The 18595-nt window shown below is 62.9% G+C and carries 17 protein-coding genes; 13 read left to right on the top strand and 4 right to left on the bottom strand.

What is annotated here, in order from left to right:
* Positions 1-203: 203 nt before the first annotated feature.
* Positions 204-1406: an MFS transporter gene (locus AC0J42_RS06980; protein WP_473005618.1), complete on the top strand. Its 1203-nt coding sequence runs from the start codon at positions 204-206 to the stop codon at positions 1404-1406.
* 12 nt (positions 1407-1418) lie between these two features.
* Here the strand turns inward: AC0J42_RS06980 and AC0J42_RS06975 are convergent, their stop codons facing one another.
* On the bottom strand, positions 1419-2768 hold the full coding sequence (locus tag AC0J42_RS06975) for a spinster family MFS transporter (RefSeq protein ID WP_473005617.1): 1350 nt from the start codon (positions 2766-2768) through the stop codon (positions 1419-1421).
* Between the two features lie 244 nt (positions 2769-3012).
* On the opposite strand from AC0J42_RS06975, the gene AC0J42_RS06970 reads away from it, so the two are divergent.
* Positions 3013-5283, top strand: coding sequence for a putative bifunctional diguanylate cyclase/phosphodiesterase (locus tag AC0J42_RS06970; protein ID WP_473005616.1), 2271 nt, complete (start codon positions 3013-3015; stop codon positions 5281-5283).
* A 109-nt stretch (positions 5284-5392) separates the two neighbouring features.
* On the opposite strand, the gene AC0J42_RS06965 is transcribed toward AC0J42_RS06970, so the two are convergent.
* Positions 5393-5698 carry a DUF2288 domain-containing protein gene (locus tag AC0J42_RS06965; protein WP_416422895.1) on the bottom strand — a complete coding sequence of 102 codons (306 nt, stop codon included), beginning with the start codon at positions 5696-5698 and terminating at the stop codon, positions 5393-5395.
* Positions 5699-6071: 373 nt separating this feature from the next.
* Between AC0J42_RS06965 and AC0J42_RS06960 the strand changes: the two genes are divergently transcribed.
* The 5 genes from AC0J42_RS06960 to AC0J42_RS06940 all read left to right on the top strand — a co-directional run bounded on the left by AC0J42_RS06960 (position 6072) and on the right by AC0J42_RS06940 (position 11058).
* Positions 6072-7190 (top strand): branched-chain amino acid ABC transporter substrate-binding protein, encoded by a 1119-nt coding sequence (locus AC0J42_RS06960; protein ID WP_416422894.1) that lies wholly within the window; start codon positions 6072-6074, stop codon positions 7188-7190.
* A 225-nt stretch (positions 7191-7415) separates the two neighbouring features.
* Positions 7416-8339, top strand: coding sequence for a high-affinity branched-chain amino acid ABC transporter permease LivH (gene livH, locus AC0J42_RS06955; protein ID WP_416422893.1), 924 nt, complete (start codon positions 7416-7418; stop codon positions 8337-8339).
* The gene (locus AC0J42_RS06950) at positions 8336-9592 is read left to right on the top strand and encodes a high-affinity branched-chain amino acid ABC transporter permease LivM (protein ID WP_473005615.1); all 1257 of its coding nucleotides are present in this window, start codon (positions 8336-8338) and stop codon (positions 9590-9592) included. The genes livH and AC0J42_RS06950 overlap by 4 nt, the downstream gene beginning before the upstream one ends.
* Entirely contained in the window at positions 9589-10356 is a 768-nt protein-coding gene (gene livG / locus AC0J42_RS06945; protein ID WP_416422891.1) for a high-affinity branched-chain amino acid ABC transporter ATP-binding protein LivG, read from the top strand. The genes AC0J42_RS06950 and livG overlap by 4 nt, the downstream gene beginning before the upstream one ends.
* Positions 10357-11058 carry an ABC transporter ATP-binding protein gene (locus tag AC0J42_RS06940; protein WP_416422890.1) on the top strand — a complete coding sequence of 234 codons (702 nt, stop codon included), beginning with the start codon at positions 10357-10359 and terminating at the stop codon, positions 11056-11058.
* 115 nt (positions 11059-11173) lie between these two features.
* Here the strand turns inward: AC0J42_RS06940 and AC0J42_RS06935 are convergent, their stop codons facing one another.
* Positions 11174-13015: a potassium transporter Kup gene (locus tag AC0J42_RS06935; RefSeq protein WP_416427549.1), complete on the bottom strand. Its 1842-nt coding sequence runs from the start codon at positions 13013-13015 to the stop codon at positions 11174-11176.
* Positions 13016-13281: 266 nt separating this feature from the next.
* Between AC0J42_RS06935 and rimO the strand changes: the two genes are divergently transcribed.
* The 6 genes from rimO (at position 13282) to tsaA (ending at position 17546) form a co-directional block, all read left to right on the top strand.
* Positions 13282-14619 carry a 30S ribosomal protein S12 methylthiotransferase RimO gene (gene rimO / locus AC0J42_RS06930; protein WP_473005614.1) on the top strand — a complete coding sequence of 446 codons (1338 nt, stop codon included), beginning with the start codon at positions 13282-13284 and terminating at the stop codon, positions 14617-14619.
* 188 nt (positions 14620-14807) lie between these two features.
* Positions 14808-15275, top strand: coding sequence for a GNAT family N-acetyltransferase (locus tag AC0J42_RS06925; RefSeq protein ID WP_416422888.1), 468 nt, complete (start codon positions 14808-14810; stop codon positions 15273-15275).
* A 50-nt stretch (positions 15276-15325) separates the two neighbouring features.
* On the top strand, positions 15326-16036 hold the full coding sequence (locus tag AC0J42_RS06920) for an rRNA pseudouridine synthase (RefSeq protein ID WP_416422887.1): 711 nt from the start codon (positions 15326-15328) through the stop codon (positions 16034-16036).
* A gap of 34 nt (positions 16037-16070) precedes the next feature.
* Entirely contained in the window at positions 16071-16532 is a 462-nt protein-coding gene (locus AC0J42_RS06915; RefSeq protein WP_416422886.1) for a YehS family protein, read from the top strand.
* A gap of 129 nt (positions 16533-16661) precedes the next feature.
* A complete protein-coding gene (locus AC0J42_RS06910; RefSeq protein ID WP_416422885.1) occupies positions 16662-16844 on the top strand; it encodes a hypothetical protein in 183 nt (60 codons plus the stop codon).
* A gap of 9 nt (positions 16845-16853) precedes the next feature.
* Positions 16854-17546 carry a tRNA (N6-threonylcarbamoyladenosine(37)-N6)-methyltransferase TrmO gene (tsaA, locus tag AC0J42_RS06905; protein WP_473005613.1) on the top strand — a complete coding sequence of 231 codons (693 nt, stop codon included), beginning with the start codon at positions 16854-16856 and terminating at the stop codon, positions 17544-17546.
* A gap of 159 nt (positions 17547-17705) precedes the next feature.
* Here tsaA and fpr read toward each other — a convergent pair whose 3' ends face one another.
* A complete protein-coding gene (gene fpr, locus AC0J42_RS06900) occupies positions 17706-18485 on the bottom strand; it encodes a ferredoxin-NADP reductase (RefSeq protein WP_416422883.1) in 780 nt (259 codons plus the stop codon).
* Positions 18486-18595: the final 110 nt, after the last annotated feature.

The following is an 18595-nucleotide window of genomic DNA, read 5'->3' as shown; positions in this document are numbered from 1 at the left end:
TAATTTCACTCAGCATGCACTCTCAGAAAACTACAGCACAAAGCTTGCTATTTCACCAATGCGGTGTGGGGGGGCAAACCCAACATCCCGTTACAACTCCATGAATTGCCATCCACACGAATGCCGACCAAGATTCAGCCTACGCGGCACGGCGCCAACTCCAGCGACCAAAAAACAAAAGCAACCCGACACCAGGAGCCACCATGCGGTCCACTCAAACATTTCCGGCCGACATCACCACCCAACGCCTTACGTTATTTTATTTCCTTGTTTCATTCTCAGTAGAACGCGGGCTTTTCGTATTCTTCCTGAAGGAGAATGGATATACGCTTATTGAAATCGGGCTACTCCAAACAGCCTTTTCAGTTTCACTGTTTTTGTTTGAGTTACCCAGCGGCTATTTAGCCGACAAATTTGGGCGGGCAGCCGCGCTTGCAGCAGGAGGGTTATTAGCGACAACGAGTTTGTCCGGACAATTTATTTTTGTAGGCTGCCTGCCACTGACGACAGTCTTCTTCATCACTCACGCGCTGTCTTTCTCTTTAATCTCCGGGTCTTTAAGCAGCGCACTGCACCAACATCTCACCACGCTCGATGTCTTGCACCGGTACTCCAGCCACTACGCAACCCTCCAGTTCGCAGGCAGTCTTTCATTGGGACTGGCGATGATCACCGCAGCCCCGATCCTAAGCCTGGGGGGATGGACCGCAATCTACGTGACTTCCGTCTTCGTGACCGGACTCAGCGTGATCGTGATATTCCCGCTTGCTCGTCAGGAAGCGTCAGCCTTGACGGCAAGCACACACTCCATAAAGCTCGCCATCTTCATCAAGGAGTTGGTCGCCATCGCGCCCATCGCGATTCCCTTTGCGATGATACATGCCGCAATGACACCCTATTTTCTCTACGCCAGTTCTTCATTCCATGAGGCAGGCTTGAGCAAAGGCGCGGCCAGCGCCGCTGTAGGCATCGCGGAGATACTCAGCGCAATCGCGGTCCTGTGCCTGACCCGCTTCCTGCCAGCTACGTCGAAACACAGCATACCGACCCTCATGCTACTGACGTCCGTTGTCATTGCAGCGAACCCGCTGTATTCCCCATACGTGGCAATCACCGCTTTCCTCATTGCCAACACCTTGACGCTTTGGGCAACCATACTCACCAACCACACCATAAACTCGACCATCAAAGCGGAACACCTCAGAACAACAACCTTATCGGCGGCAGCGTTTGTTGACATGCTATTCATTTCAGCTGGGTTCATGACCTATGGTTTCGTGGCCAAATCGTACTCCAGCAGCATCTCGCTACTCGCCGTTTCGATTTTCCCCCTCGCAGGAGCGATCACGCTTATCGCAACCACAAAAACAATAAGCGGCAGGAAAAGCAGCACTTCATCCAGTTAGCAATCTCCGCCGCTACACCCCCACCACCACCCCACCCTCCGCGCGAACCACCACCATCCCCTCCCGCATCCGCTGCGCATCCCGCTTGAAGCTCCTCGCCGCCAACCCCAGGAACACCAACGTCATCACCAACGCCACCGGTATCGACAGCATGGCGTCATGCAGCCCTTCGGCCTTGAACACTTCGCTCATTTCACTGGCCCCGGCCGCGGCCATGGCCTGGTGGGCGAAGCGGTCGCTGAGCAGCCCGGCCACCACTGGCCCCATGGAGCCGCCCAGCAGGTACAGGCCGGCGAAGAACAGGGCCATGGCGGTGGAGCGCATGCGTGGGTGCACCACTTCCAGGATGGCGGTGTAGGCGCAGGTATAGAAGGCGTAGCTGAAGAACCAGCCCAGGCCGAACACTGTGACGAACAGGCCGATGTCGATGCGCCCGGCCATCAGCGCCCAGGCGGTGGCGCTGGCGGCGACTACCATGCAGCTGGCGGCCAGCACCAGGCGGCCGTTGGCCAGGCGTTGCTGGACCTTGTCGGCCACCCAGCCGCCCAGGGTCAGGCCCACCAGGCCGGTGACGCCGACGATGACGCCGGTGGACACTGCGGCCTGGTGCAGCGGCAGGTGGAAGTAGCGTTGCAGCAGCGGCACCATGAAGCTGTTGCAGGCGTAGGTGGCGAAGTTGAACGCCAGGCCCGCCAGCACCAACCAGCAGAAGGTGGGGATGGCCAGCAGCCGGCGCAGGGGCTTGTCCAGCGGCTGCTGGGACACCGGCTCAGCCTCGGCGGCGCCGCGCGCCGGTTCGCGGATGGTGAACATGAACAGCGCCAGCAGCAGCCCCGGCACCGCCGCCACGAAGAACGGCGCGCGCCAGTTGCCGAAGAACTCGACCATGGCGCCAATGGTGAAGAACGCCAGCAGCAGGCCCAAGGGCAGGCCGAGCATGAAGATGCCCATGGCCCGGCCGCGGCGCTGGGGCGGGAACAGGTCGCCGATCAGCGAGTTGGCCGCCGGCGCGTAGCTGGCCTCGCCGATGCCGATGCCCATGCGCACCAGCAGGAAGGTCCAGAAGCCACCGACGAAGCCGTTCACCGCGGTCAGCGCGCTCCACACCGCCAGCCCCCAGCCCATCATCTTGCGACGCGAGCCAGTGTCAGCCATGCGCCCCAGGGGGATGCCGGCCACGGCGTACACCAGGGTGAAGGCGGTGCCGGCGATGCCCAGTTCGAAGTCACTGAGGTGCCACTCCATGCGCAGCGGCTCGATGATGATGGCCGGAATGGTGCGGTCGAAGAAGTTGAACAGGTTGGCCAGGAACAGCAGGAACAGGATGCGCCACGCGTGGGGCGCCTGGGCGGATGTCGGCATGAGTGGGCTCGCTATTCTTGTTATTGGGCCTGATGAAATCTAGAAGGTGAATTCGCGCATGTCCGTTGCATCAGCTAGCGTGATGGTGAGGCATTGACAGACGGGGCGCTGGTTATCGCGGATGGCTATTGTGTTGATTACGAAATGATTGGAAGCACTTTGCCAGCAGGCAAGGGCCACCTTCTATACTGTTCCTGAATAGCCACCTCTGGGTGGTGTGGGGGCGTTTGTCCAGAGGCATGCTATGGATTGGCTCGGCTTACATTTCATCGGCGACTTGCCCGAATCAGGGCAGATCCTGCTCAACTGCAGCCATAACCCGTTCCTGGTACTGCTGGCCTATGTCGTGGCCTGCGCCGGCAGTTTCGCCACCCTCGACATGGCGGAGCGCATCAGCCACGTCGAGCGCCCCGGCGCCCGCCACCAGTGGCGCTGGATCGGCGCGCTGTGCCTGGCCGGCGGCATCTGGGCCATGCACTTCATCAGCATGCTGGCCTTCGAAACGCCCATCGAGATGCATTTCGACCTGCCGATTACCGTGGTCTCGCTGCTGATCGCCCTGGTGGCTGGCTTGCTGGCCATGAGCACCCTGAGCCGCGAAGTCATCACCCTGCCCGACTACATCAAGTCGTCGATCGGCATCGGCCTGAGCATCGCCGGCATGCACTACGTGGGCATGGTCGCCATGCGCTCCAATGCCACCCAGTATTTCGAGCCCAAGCTGTTCGTGCTGTCCATCCTCGTGGCCATTGGCGCCAGCTTCGCCGCGCTGATGCTGGCGCGGCACTTCCGCAACGGCAGCGGCACCTTCCACCAGTTGCTCAAGTACAGCGCCAGCCTGCTGATGGGCGCCGGCATCGTCGCCACGCACTTCCTGGGCATGTGGTCGCTGGTGATGGCCGTGCCCCAGGGCAGCGCGCTGCACGCGCCCATGGTCGACAACAGCCTGGAGCTGGGGCTGACCGTGGCGTTCATCACCCTGCTGATCATTGCCAGCAGCCTCAGCGCGGCGCTGGCCGACAAGAAGCTGCAGAGCAAGGAGCACGACCTGCGCCGGGTCAACGCCCTGCTCAGCCAGCTGGACCAGGCGCGGGTGTCGCTGCAACAGGTAGCCCACTACGATGCGCTGACCAACCTCATCAACCGCCGCGGCTTCAACCAGCTGTTCGGCGAAAAACTGATCGAGCAGAAACTCAACGGCGGCATGCTGGCGGTGATGTTCCTCGACATCGACCACTTCAAGCGCATCAACGACAGCCTGGGCCACGACGCCGGTGACGAGCTGCTCAAGGTCATCGCCGGCCATATCAAGGCCGCCACCCGCAGCCACGCCGACGTGGTGGCGCGCTTTGGCGGCGACGAGTTCTGCATCCTGATTGCCATGAACAACCGCGACGAAGCCCGGCACATGGCCCAGCGCATCATGCTGAAGATGAAGGAACCCATCGACCTGGCCGGCCGGCGCATGGTGATGACCACCAGCATCGGCATCAGCGTGTTCCCCGATGATGGCGACTCCTGCGAAGAGCTGCTCAAGCACGCCGACCTGGCGCTGTACCAGTCCAAGGGTGCGGGCCGCAACGCGTTGCATTTTTTCAGCGCCAACCTGCGCACCAAGGCAACGCTTGAGCTGCAACTGGAGGAAGAACTGCGCAATGCCCTGCGCTCGGGTGACGAGCTGGAGCTGTTCTACCAGCCCATCTTCGACCTGCACAGCGGCCAGGTGTCCAAGCTGGAGGCGCTGATCCGCTGGCGCCACCCGCAGCACGGCTTGCTCAGCCCCGACCGCTTCATCGCCATTGCCGAGACCAACGGCCTGATCGCCGAACTGGACAACTGGGTGCTGCAACGGGCCTGCCGCGACCTGGCGCACCTTGGCCATAACGGCTGCGAGCAACTGAAGATCACGGTGAACTGCTCAGCCCTGAACCTGGCCCGCGAAGAGCTGGTGGGCGAGATACGCGAGGCCCTGGCCGAAGCGGGCGTGGCGCCCCAGCGCCTGGAGCTGGAGGTGACCGAGAACGCGCTGATGGGCAACATCACCACCACCATCAGCCTGCTGTCGCAGATCCGCGCGCTGGGCGTGTCGCTGTCCATCGATGACTTCGGCACCGGCTATTCGTCGCTGGCCTACCTCAAGCGCCTGCCGCTGGACACCCTGAAGATCGACCGCTCGTTCATCCAGGACATCCCCCGTTCGGCCGCCGACATGGAGATTGTCCAGGCCATTATCGTCATGGCCCACACCCTGCACCTGCAGGTGGTGACCGAAGGCGTGGAAACCGTGCAGCAGTACGAATTCCTCAGCCGCTACGGCTGCGACTACGTGCAGGGCTACCTGCTGAGCCGGCCGGTGCCACTGTCGGAGCTGCGGCCGATCCTAGACCAGCTCAACCAGTACTCTGGCAACAGCAACAGCTACCCGGTGCCCACCCGCGCCAACGACGAACGCGTGGTGCGCGACCTGTTCGCCGAGGCGCCCGCCACCCAACCCCTGGCCCGCCCGGCCAGGTAAACCCGACTGCCCCGTAGCAGCTGCCGCAGGCGGCGTCCGGCCACACCGCCAATGGGTGATCGGACGCAGCCTGCGGCAGCTGCTACGGGGCACCGTTGTGGTGCAGGAATTACTGCGCTGCCCTTTCCTGGATCAGCACCCAGGGCGACACCACCACCGCCCACAAGGTTGGATTTCGTTCAACACAGTCCAGCGCCTGCGATTCAGACACCTTGTCGAGCAAACCTTCGCTCATCCACTGCGCCACTTTCGCGCCATCATCCGTGGCCACGGCCTCGGCGGCAGCGACCAAATCCAGCGCAGGCTCGACCCACAACAGGGCACCGCGGGCAAAAAACGGTTGCAGCTCCTGCCATCCGATAACGGCGGTCTCGCCGAGCAGCTTGGCATAGAGGGTGCTAGGTTGTTCAGTCATGGGTTTCACCAAAAATAAAATCTGGCGCAATGATAACGCCCGGATTGCCTTGGAAAAACCCGGTTTCAAATAAGTGATTGATTGGCAAGTTCGGAAAAGCCAAGGATGACGACCTGCTGCACCGGTTGCGCCGCCGTAATTCTGTAACTTCCTGTCGATAAAGCGACACCCTGGCCATTTGCCCCCAGGCGCCAGCTTTTCAATGGAACAAGCGGCGCTCTACACTGTACCGGTACAGTTACCGGGGGCTGATCGGGGTGTCTGCCGTTCGCTCGGGCAGTCGTGGAAACACACGACACCCGTCTCGACATGACCCGGTCCTGCAGCTTTCGCCGCAAGACTATAAAAAATACAACAGTTAGAGTGGAGCATTATGACTAAGCAGATTTCCAAGCTGTTCGCCGCCATGGTCCTGGCGGGGGTTGCCAGCCATTCGTTCGCTGCCGACACCATCAAGATCGGCATCGCCGGTCCTAAAACCGGCCCGGTTACCCAATACGGCGACATGCAGTTCATGGGCGCCAAGATGGCCATCGAGCAGATCAACGCCAAGGGCGGCGTCGATGGCAAGAAACTCGAGGCCGTCGAATACGATGACGCCTGCGACCCGAAACAAGCCGTGGCAGTGGCCAACAAAGTGGTCAACGATGGCGTCAAGTTCGTCGTCGGCCACCTGTGCTCCAGCTCTACCCAGCCTGCTTCGGACATCTACGAAGACGAAGGCGTGATCATGATCACCCCGGCGGCCACCAGCCCGGAAATCACCGCGCGCGGCTACAAGATGGTCTTCCGTACCATCGGCCTGGACAGCGCCCAGGGCCCTGCGGCCGGCAACTACATTGCCAAGTTCGTGAAGCCCAAGCTGGTTGCCGTCATCCACGACAAGCAGCAATACGGCGAAGGCATCGCCACCGCCGTGAAGGCCACCCTGGAGAAGGACGGCATCAAGGTGCCGGTGTTCGAAGGCATCAACGCCGGCGACAAGGACTTCTCGTCGCTGATTGCCAAGCTCAAGCAAGCCAACGTCGACTTCGTCTACTACGGCGGCTACCACCCCGAGCTGGGCCTGATCCTGCGCCAAGCCAAGGAAAAAGGCCTGAACGCCAAGTTCATGGGCCCTGAAGGCGTGGGCAACGACTCCATCTCGCAAATCGCCCAGGACGCTTCCGAAGGCCTGTACGTGACCCTGCCGAAATCCTTCGACCAGGACCCGGCCAACAAGGAACTGGCCGATGCCTTCAAGGCAGCCAAGAAGGACCCGAGCGGCCCGTTCGTGTTCCCGGCCTACTCGGCGGTTGAAGTCATCGCCGACGGCATCAAGGCTGCCGGTAGCGAAGACACCGCCAAGGTGGCCGCGGCCATCCACGCCGGCACCTTCAAGACGCCTACTGGCGACCTGAGCTTCGACGCCAAGGGCGACCTGAAGGACTTCAAGTTCGTGGTCTACCAATGGCACTTCGGCAAGCCGAAGACCGAAGTCAGCCCTCAGTAAACGCTGCCTGACACGCCACGGAGCCCACTGCGCGAGCAGTGGGCTTTGTTTTACGAGGTATCGGGCCGCCGTTCCGTGATCCGGAAGGCGGCCCACCTGAAAATCTCAAAACCGTCACCAGCGGTTCGCTGGCATAAAGCTTCGCATCCGGGCCCGGCCCTGTGCGCGAGCGGGAAAATGACTCCACCAGTGAAATGCGTATCAGGTTTTTAGGAGCGCGCGGTAATGCCTGACATCTATCACTTCTTCCAGCAGCTGGTTAACGGCATGACCGTTGGCAGCACGTATGCCCTCATCGCCATCGGCTACACGATGGTCTACGGCATCATTGGAATGATCAACTTCGCCCACGGCGAGGTCTACATGATCGGCTCGTACGTGGCGTTCATCGCCATCGCCGGCCTGGCCATGCTGGGCCTGGACAACGTGCCATTGCTGATGACCGCGGCGTTCTGCGCCAGCATCGTCGTCACCAGTGCCTATGGCTACAGCATCGAACGCATTGCCTACCGCCCCCTGCGCGGCAGCAACCGTCTGATCCCGCTGATCTCGGCCATCGGCATGTCGCTGTTCCTGCAGAACACGGTTCTGCTCTCGCAAGACTCCAAGGACAAATCGATACCCAACCTGATCCCGGGCAACATCAGCTTCGGGCCAGGGGGGGCACAGGAAGTGCTGGTCTCGTACATGCAGATCGTGGTGTTCGTGGTGACCCTGGTCGCCATGCTCGGGCTGACCCTGTTCATCTCCCGTTCCCGCCTGGGCCGCGCCTGCCGCGCCTGCGCCGAGGACATGAAGATGGCCAACCTGCTGGGCATCAACACCAACAACATCATCGCCCTGACCTTCGTCATCGGCGCGGCCCTGGCGGCCATCGCCGCGGTGCTGTTGAGCATGCAATACGGGGTGATCAACCCCAACGCCGGTTTCCTGGTGGGCCTGAAGGCCTTCACCGCGGCCGTGCTGGGCGGTATCGGCAGCATTCCGGGCGCCATGCTCGGCGGGCTGGTATTGGGTGTGGCCGAAGCCTTTGGCGCCGACGTGTTCGGCGACCAGTACAAGGACGTGGTGGCGTTCGGCCTTTTGGTTCTGGTGCTGTTGTTCCGGCCGACCGGCATTCTGGGCCGCCCGGAGGTTGAAAAAGTATGAACAAGACTCTTAACTCGGCGTTCTTCAGCGCCCTGCTGGTGTGGGCCGTGGCCTACCCGGTGCTGGGGCTGAAGCTGTCCATCGACGGCATCAAGCTGATCGTCGAAGGTGCCAGCACCACCACCCTGCTGATCATCGCCGCCTGCTCGGTGCTGATGTTCCTGCGGGTGCTGTTCAACGCGCAGATCAACGCCGCCTGGCGCGCATCGCCAAAAGTGCCGTCGATGCCAGCCGGTGCCAGCGACTTCCTGACCCAGCCCAAGACCCAGCGCTGGATCCTGCTGGGCCTGATCGTGGTGGCCTTCATCTGGCCGTTCTACGGTTCGCGCGGCGCGGTCGACCTGGCCACCCTGGTGCTGATCTACGTGATGCTGGGCCTGGGCCTGAACATCGTGGTGGGCCTTGCCGGCCTGCTGGACCTGGGCTACGTGGGTTTCTACGCGGTGGGTGCCTACACCTACGCCATGCTGTCGCACTACTATGGCTTCAGCTTCTGGGTGTGCCTGCCGCTGGCGGGCCTGGCGGCGGCCGTGTTCGGCTTCCTGCTGGGCTTCCCGGTGCTGCGCCTGCGCGGCGACTACCTGGCCATCGTGACCCTGGGCTTCGGTGAAATCATCCGCCTGTTCCTGCGCAACCTGACCGACCTCACCGGCGGCCCCAACGGCATCAGCAACATCCCCAAGCCGACCCTGTTCGGCCTGTCGTTCGACCGCACCGCCGCAGAAGGCGCGCAGACGTTCTACGACTACTTCGGCATCGCCTACAACCCGGTGGGCAAGGTGATCTTCCTGTACCTGGTGGCATTGATGCTGGCCCTGGCCGCGCTGTTCATCATCAACCGCCTGCTGCGCATGCCCATCGGCCGTGCCTGGGAAGCGCTGCGCGAAGACGAGATCGCCTGCCGCGCGCTGGGCCTGAACCCCACCATCATCAAGCTCTCGGCCTTCACCCTGGGCGCCTGCTTCGCCGGTTTCGCCGGCAGCTTCTTCGCCGCGCGCCAAGGCCTGGTGACCCCCGAGTCGTTCACCTTCATCGAGTCGGCCATGATCCTGGCCATCGTGGTGCTGGGCGGCATGGGCTCGCAGCTGGGCGTGATCCTGGCGGCGATCGTGGTGATCCTGTTGCCGGAAGTGACGCGCGAGTTCGCTGACTACCGCATGTTGATGTTCGGCGCCATGATGGTGCTGATGATGATCTGGCGTCCCCAAGGACTGTTGCCGATGCAGCGCCCCCACATGGAGCTGCGAAAATGACGCAGAACATTCTTGAAGTAAGTGGCCTGAGCATGCGTTTTGGCGGCCTGCTGGCCGTCAACGGCGTGGGCCTGAGCGTGAAGGAAAAGCAGGTGGTGGCCTTGATCGGCCCCAACGGCGCCGGCAAGACCACCGTGTTCAACTGCCTGACCGGCTTCTACACGCCCACCGGCGGCACCATCCTGCTGGACGGCGCGCCGATCCAGGGCATGCCCGGCCATCAGATCGCCCGCAAGGGCGTGGTGCGGACGTTCCAGAACGTGCGGCTGTTCAAGGACATGACCGCCGTGGAAAACCTGCTGATTGCCCAGCACCGGCACCTGAACACCAACTTCCTCTCGGGCCTGTTCAAGACCCCCGCGTTCCGCCGCAGCGAGCGCGAGGCCATGGAATACGCCGAGTTCTGGCTGGAAAAGGTCAACCTCAAGGAATTCGCCAACCGCCCCGCCGGCACCCTCGCCTACGGCCAGCAACGGCGCCTGGAGATCGCCCGCTGCATGATGACGCGCCCGCGCATCCTCATGCTCGACGAGCCGGCCGCCGGCCTCAACCCGCGCGAGACCGACGACCTCAAGGCGCTGATCGCCACCCTGCGCCAGGAGCACAACGCCACGGTGCTGCTGATCGAGCACGACATGAAGCTGGTCATGAGCATTTCCGACCACATCGTGGTGATCAACCAGGGCACGCCCCTGGCCGACGGCACGCCGGAGCAGATCCGCGACAATCCTGAAGTGATCAAAGCCTATCTGGGGGAAGCGTAAATGCTGCTGTTCGAAAACGTTTCCACGTTCTACGGCAAGATCCAGGCGCTGCACAGCGTCAACGTCGAGGTAAAGCAGGGTGAGATCGTCACCCTGATCGGCGCCAACGGCGCCGGCAAGTCGACCCTGCTGATGACCCTGTGCGGCTCGCCCCGCGCCCACTCCGGCAGCATCCGCTACCTGGGCGAGGAACTGGTGGGCCAGGAGTCCTCGGACATCATGCGCAAGAGCATTGCCGTGGTGCCCGAGGGCCGCCGGGTATTCGCCCGCCTGACCGTGGAGGAGAACCTGGCCATGGGCGGTTTCTTCACCGACAAGGGCGACTACCAGGCGCAGATGGACAAGGTGCTGGAGCTGTTCCCGCGGCTCAAGGAGCGCTTCAACCAGCGCGGCGGCACCATGTCGGGCGGCGAGCAGCAGATGCTGGCCATCGGCCGGGCGCTGATGAGCAAGCCCAAGCTGCTGCTGCTCGACGAGCCGTCGCTGGGGTTGGCGCCGATCATCATCCAGCAGATCTTCGACATCATCGAACAGCTGCGCAAGGATGGCGTGACGGTGTTCCTGGTGGAGCAGAACGCCAACCAGGCGCTGAAGATCGCCGACCGTGCCTACGTGCTGGAGAACGGCCGGGTGGTGATGCAGGGCACGGGTGAAGCCCTGCTGACCGACCCGAAGGTACGCGAGGCGTACCTGGGCGGTTAACCGCCCTTTTTGACCACAGACCTGTGGGAGCTGGCTTGCCAGCGAGCTGTTGAGGCCCTGAAAAGCTCGCTGGCAAGCCAGCTCCCACAAAGACAGCGGTGCTACGGGCTTCTGGTTACATCTCGACCTGGGTTCCCAGTTCGATCACGCGGTTCACCGGCAGCTTGAAGAAACGCAGGTTGCCGTTGGCGTTCTTCAACATGAACGCGAACAACCCCTCGCGCCAACGCGCCATGCCCACCAGCTTGGACGGGATCACCGTCTCGCGGCTGAGGAAGTAGGTGGTGCGCATCGGGCTGAAGTCCAGGTCTTCCAGGTGGCACAGCTTCAGCGCGCCCGGCACGTCCGGTTCGTCCATGAAGCCGTAATGCAGGATCACCCGGAAGAAGCCTTCACCGTAGGATTCCACCTCGAAACGGCGGTTGGCCGGCACCCGCGGGTCATCTTCGTTGACCACCGTCAGCAACACTACCTGCTCGTGCAGCACCTGGTTGTGCAGCATGTTGTGCAACAGCGCATGGGGCACGGCGTCGGAGCGCGCGGTGAGGAACACTGCGGTGCCCTGCACGCGGTGCGGCGGTTGCACGCGAATGCTGCTGATGAAGATCGGCAACGGCAGCGCGCCCTCGTCGATGCGGTCCACCAGCAGCTGCTTGCCGCGCTTCCAGGTGGTCATCAGGATGAACAGCGCGCTACCGGCCAGCACCGGGAAGGCACCGCCCTGGACGATTTTCGGCACGTTGGCGGCGAAGAACATGCCGTCCACCAGCAGGCAGATGCTCATTACCGGCACCGCGAAGAACGGCGGCCACTTCCACATCAGCAGCATCACCGCCGACACCAGCAGCGTGGTCATCAGCATGGTGCCGGTCACGGCCACGCCGTAGGCCGAAGCCAGCGCACCGGACGACTCGAAGCCCAGCACCAGCAGGATCACCCCGCACATCAGCGTCCAGTTCACTGCGCCAATGTAGATCTGGCCCTGCTCGTCGCTGGAAGTGTGCTGGATGTGCATGCGTGGGATGTAGCCCAGTTGGATAGCCTGCTGGGTCAGCGAGAACGCACCGGAAATCACCGCCTGGGAGGCGATGACCGTGGCCACGGTGGACAGGCCGATCAGCGGCAGCAGCGCCCAGTTCGGCGCCAGCAGGTAGAACGGGTTGCGCGCCGCCTCGGGGTCGGCAAGGATCAGCGCGCCCTGGCCGAAGTAGTTCAGCACCAGCGCCGGCAGCACCAGGATGAACCAGGCGCGGGCGATCGGCTTGCGGCCGAAGTGGCCCATGTCGGCGTACAGCGCCTCGGCACCGGTCAGCGCCAGCACCACGGCGCCCAGCACCGCTACCGAAATACCGAAATGACTGATGAAGAAGCGCACCCCCCACATGGGGTTGATGGCTTCCAGCACCTCGGGCTGCTGGGAGATGCCGTAGATGCCGAGCACGCCCAGCACCAGGAACCAGGTCACCATCACCGGCCCGAACAGCTTGCCGATGCGCGCGGTGCCGTGGCGCTGGATCAGGAACAGCCCCACCAGCACGATCAGCGCCAGTGGCACGACCCAGTGGCTGATGCCATCGAACGCCAGTTCCAGGCCCTCCACCGCCGACAGTACCGAGACTGCCGGGGTGATCATGCTGTCGCCGTAGAACAACGCCGCGCCGATCAACCCGCACACCACCAGCATGGCGCTCAAGCGTGGGTAACCGGCGGAGGCGCGCCGTGCCAGGGCAGTCAGGGCCATGATGCCGCCCTCGCCCTGGTTGTCGGCACGCAGCACGAACAGCATGTACTTGATGGACACGACCCAGATCAACGACCAGAAGATCAGCGACAGAATGCCCAAAACGCCATCATGGTTGCTGGGAATACCATAGCCACCGGAGAACACCTCCTTGAGGGTATACAACGGGCTGGTACCGATATCGCCGTAGACTACCCCGACGGCGGCCACCAGCATCGCGAGCGGCTTTGCCGCCGAATGACCGGCTTGCGCCTGACTACTTGCCTGAACCATCAACCACTCCTACAACCTTGGACTTTGGGTGTTTCAAAATACTTCGAGACTCAACGCGGCGAAGCATAGCGCAGCACTCGTCGTATTTCCCTGCATAAAGCTGGTCAAGTGGCTTTCTCGTCGCTAGAATTGCGCACTTTTTGATCAGAGGCGCGTAAAGTGCCCGTCAGGGTTGCCTATGGCAGCTCTAATTAACACCGAGGTTAGTCATGTCCACCACTCCCGCGCCGTCCGCCCCCAAGGTTGGCTTCGTCTCCCTGGGCTGCCCCAAAGCCCTGGTCGACTCCGAACGCATCCTGACCCAGCTGCGCATGGAAGGCTATGAAGTCGTACCGACCTACCAGGACGCCGACGTCGTGGTCGTCAACACCTGTGGCTTCATCGACAGCGCCAAGGCCGAGTCCCTGGAAGTGATCGGCGAAGCCCTGGCCGAAAACGGCAAGGTCATCGTCACCGGCTGCATGGGCGTGGAAGAAGGCGCCATCCGCAACGTGCACCCCAGCGTGCTGTCGGTCACCGGCCCGCAGCAGTACGAGCAGGTGGTGAACGCGGTCCACGAAGTGGTGCCACCGCGCCAGGACCACAACCCGCTGATCGACCTGGTGCCGCCGCAAGGCATCAAGCTGACCCCGCGCCACTACGCCTACCTGAAGATTTCCGAAGGCTGCAACCACAGCTGCAGCTTCTGCATCATCCCGTCCATGCGCGGCAAGCTGGTCAGCCGCCCGGTGGGTGACGTGCTGAGCGAGGCCGAGCGCTTGGTCAAGGCCGGCGTCAAGGAACTGCTGGTGATTTCCCAGGACACCAGCGCCTACGGCGTCGACGTGAAGTACAAGACCGACTTCTGGAACGGCCGCCCGGTGAAGACGCGCATGCTGGAGCTGTGCGAGGCACTGAGCAGCCTGGGCGTGTGGGTGCGCCTGCACTACGTGTACCCGTACCCGAACGTCGACGACGTGATCCCGCTGATGGCCGCCGGCAAGCTGCTGCCTTACCTGGACATCCCGTTCCAGCACGCCAGCCCCAAAGTGCTGAAGCTGATGAAGCGCCCGGCCTTCGAAGACAAGACCCTGGCGCGCATCAAGAAATGGCGCGAGCAGTGCCCGGACCTGATCATCCGCTCCACCTTCATCGTCGGCTTCCCTGGCGAGACCGAGGAAGACTTCCAGTACCTGCTGGACTGGCTCACCGAAGCGCAGCTGGACCGCGTTGGCTGCTTCCAGTACTCGCCGGTCGAAGGTGCCCCTGCCAACGACCTCGACGCCGAGATCGTGCCTGACGACGTCAAGCAGGACCGCTGGGACCGCTTCATGGCCCACCAGCAGGCCATCAGCGCCGCGCGCCTGCAGATGAAGATCGGCAAGGAAATCGAAGTGCTGATCGACGAAGTGGACGAACAGGGCGCCGTAGGCCGCTGCTTCTTCGACGCGCCGGAAATCGACGGCAGCGTGTTCATCGAAGGCGCCGAAGGCCTGAGCCCGGGCGACAAGGTCATGTGCCGCGTGGTGGATGCCGACGAGTACGACCTGTGGGCCGAGCGCATCTAAGCGCCCTGTTCCCCTGAAAAAACCTGCCCCAGCGGCAGGTTTTTTTATGCTTTATTTAATGCCAGCAACCTGTAGCCGCTGCCGCCAGGCTGCGCTGGCCCTGAGCCACACTGAAGATCTCCAGCGCACTCAAGGCCCAGCGCAGCCTGGCGGCAGCGGCTACAGTAAAGGTTCAAGGAGAGACCGACATGGGCAAACATCTGCTGGTGCATACCCCCAAGGCCAACGACTACGCCGAGCTGACCCGGGTCTGGGAAGCCTCGGTGCGCGCCACGCATCACTTCCTGCCGGACAGCTACATCACCCTGCTGGGCGAACTGGTGTACAAGCACTACCTGGACGCGGTGATGCTGATCTGCTGCCGCGACGAACGCCAGCGCATCACCGGTTTCGCCGGGGTGGCAGCGGGCAAGGTGGAGATGCTGTTCATCCACCCCGACCACCGCGGCCAGGGCATCGGCAAGCGCCTGCTGCACTTTGCCATCGACCACCTCAATGCCGACCAGCTGGACGTCAACGAACAGAACGAGCAGGCGTTCGGTTTCTACATGAAGCAGGGCTTCGAAGTGGTGGGCCGCTCCGAGGTCGACGGCATGGGCCAACCCTACCCGTTGCTGCACCTGCGCCGGGTGCAGCGACAATCTGCGCGGGCTTAACCGGGCTGGGGCGAGTACACTAGCGGCCTTCTCTTGTTACGGCTCTTGTCATGTCTGATCCCATTCGCCTCTCCAAACGCCTCATCGAACTGGTCGGGTGCTCCCGCCGCGAGGCCGAACTGTTTATCGAAGGGGGCTGGGTGACGGTAGACGGCGAAGTCGTCGACGAGCCGCAGTTCAAGGTGGCCGACCAGGTCGTGGCCCTGAGCGCCGACGCCAAGGCCGAACAGCCCGAGCCGGTGACCCTGCTGCTGCACCAGGAAGCCGGCCAGTCCCTGGACGACGCCCAGGCCAGCCTCGGCGCCGCCAGCCTGTCGGCCGACCACAGCTTCAGCAAGCGCCCGCTCAAGGGCCACTTCCTGCGCCTGACCTGCGGCGCCGAGCTGCAGCCCAACGCCAGCGGCCTGCAGGTCTTCACCCAGGATTGGAAAATCCTGCGCAAGCTGACCGCCGACGCGGCCAAGATCGAGCAGGAATACGTGGTGGAGGTCAGCGGGCAGATGTCCGAGCACGGCCTCAACCGCCTTACCCACGGCGCCACCTACAAGGGCAAGCCGCTGCCGGCCGTGAAAGCCAGCTGGCAGAACGAGACCCGCCTGCGCATCGCCATGAAGAACCCGCAGCCGGGCATCATCGCCCAGCTGTGCGCCAGCGTCGGCCTCACCGTGGTGGGCATGCGCCGCATCCGCGTGGGCGGCGTGTCGCTGGGCAAGGTGCCCGCGGGGCAATGGCGCTACCTGGCCGGCAACGAAAAGTTCTGATTCTTCTTTTTTCGCAACACTCGGGATTCACACCATGATTCACAATGACGTACTGCGCAGCGTGCGCTACATGCTCGACATCAGCGACGCGAAAGTGGTCGACATCATCAAGCTGTCCGGCATGGACGTGGCCAAGGCCGATGTCATCAGCTACCTGAAGAAGGACGAGGAAGAGGGCTTCGTGCACTGCCCCGACCTGGTCATGGCCCATTTCCTCGACGGCCTGGTGTTCTTCAAGCGCGGTAAGGACGACAGCCGCCCGGCCCAGCCGATCGAGACGCCGGTGACCAACAACATCATCCTGAAGAAACTTCGCGTGGCTTTCGAACTCAAAGAGGACGACATGCACGCCGTGCTCAAGGCCGCCGATTTCCCGGTGTCCAAGCCCGAACTGAGCGCGCTGTTCCGCAAGGTCGGCCATAACAACTACCGCCCGTGCGGTGACCAACTGCTGCGCAACTTCCTCAAGGGCCTGACCCTGAAAGTGCGCGGCTGACCGAACGCCCCGTAGCAGCTGCCAAAGGCTGCGTCAGGGGCTAACACGGTGTTGCCTGCGGACGCAGCCTTTGGCAGCTGCTACGGGGGACACCGCTTTTCTACCCGGTGTGTTTTCCAGGAGTTCGACATGTTCACGCGTCTATTGCTTATCGCTGCAGTGGCGTTTCCGTTGCTTGCGTCTGCCGGCCAGGCCCCCTGGTACAAATGGCAGAGCATCACCCAGAACGGCGCCATGGTCTGCTCGCAAACCAACCCCGGTGCTGGCTGGCAGCGCATGTCCGGCCCCTACGACAACGCCGGTTGCCGTTGAACCCTGCCCATGACCTATAGCGTTTCGCCCATCGGCTTCGTCCGTTCGTGCTTCAAGGAAAAATTCGCCATCCCCCGCCAGCCGCAATTGGCACCCGCCGCCCGGGGGGTGCTGGAGCTGGTCGCGCCGTTTGACCAGGGCGAGGCAGTGCAGGGCCTGGAACAGGTGAGCCACGTGTGGCTGCTGTTCCTGTTCCACCAGGCCCTGGAAGACAAGCCACGCCTGAAGGTACGGCCGCCGCGCCTGGGCGGCAACAAGTCCATGGGCGTGTTCGCCACCCGCGCCACCCACCGGCCCAACGGCATCGGCCAGTCGGTGGTGCGCCTGGACAAGGTGGAGGCCGGCAAGCTGTGGTTGTCGGGCATCGATCTGCTGGACGGCACCCCGGTGCTGGACATCAAGCCCTACGTGCCCTACGCCGACAGCCTGCCCCACGCCCGCAACGACATGGCTGGCGAAGCGCCAGCGGCGATTGCCGTGACCTGGGCGGATAGTGCCCTGGTTCAGGCGCACGCGCACGCCACGCGCCTTGCAGAGCCCCTGGTGGCGCTGATCGAGCAATGCCTGGCCCAGGACCCGCGCCCGGCGTACCAGGTGCCGGCGCCCGAACGTGAATACGGGGTGCGGTTCTGGGACGTGGAGGTGCGCTGGCATTACCCGACGCTGGATACCATCCGAGTTCTGGAAGTGGTAACCGCGTAGCCGCTGCCGCCAGGCTGCGCTGGCCTTGATGGCCGCTGGAGATCTTCGGTGAGGCACAGGGCCAGCGCAGCCTGCGGCAGCCGCTACGGGTGCATGGCGCGTTGAAATGACGGGCATAAAAAAACCGCCCCTCGGGGCGGTTTTTTATTGAGCGAGGGCTTACTTCTCGACGAAGGCGCGCTCGATCAGGTAGTCACCCGGCTCGCGCATGCGCGGCGATACGGTCAGGCCGAAGCTGTTCAACACTTCGCTGGTCTCGTCGAGCATGCTCGGGCTGCCGCACAGCATGGCGCGGTCGTCCTGCGGGTTGATCGGCGGCAGGCCGATGTCGCGGAACAGCTTGCCGCTGCGCATCAGGTCGGTCAGGCGGCCTTCGTTCTCGAACGGCTCGCGCGTCACGGTTGGGTAGTAGATCAGCTTCTCGCGCAGGGCTTCGCCGAAGAACTCGTTCTGTGGCAGGTGCTCGGTGATGAACTCGCGGTAGGCGACTTCGTTCACGTAGCGCACGCCGTGGCACAGGATGACCTTGTCGAAACGCTCGTAGGTTTCCGGGTCCTGGATCACGCTCATGAACGGCGCCAGGCCAGTGCCGGTGCTCAGCAGGTACAGGTGCTTGCCGGGCTTGAGGTCATCGAGTACCAGCGTGCCGGTGGGCTTCTTGCTGATGATGATCTCGTCGCCTTCCTTCAGGTGCTGCAGCTGGGAAGTCAGCGGGCCGTCCGGCACCTTGATGCTGAAGAATTCCAGATGCTCTTCCCAGTTCGGGCTGGCGATGGAGTACGCGCGCATCAGCGGGCGGCCGTTGGGCTGCTGCAGGCCGATCATCACGAACTGACCGTTCTCAAAGCGCAGGCCCGGGTCGCGGGTGCACTTGAAGCTGAACAGGGTGTCATTCCAGTGATGGACACTGAGTACACGTTCGTGGTTCATGTTGCTCATGTACGGGGGCTCCTCAGAAAACGCGTGCGCCGAACGAGAGCGCGATTGCGCGATATTCTAACGGCAGCGACAATATCTGTTAATTGAATTATCAAGATATGGGTTATCGG

Source organism: Pseudomonas sp. Tav-5-1A (genome assembly GCF_055755055.1).
The sequence above is the reverse complement of the archived record's forward strand: the minus strand, read 5'-3'. Positions and strand labels throughout refer to the sequence as shown.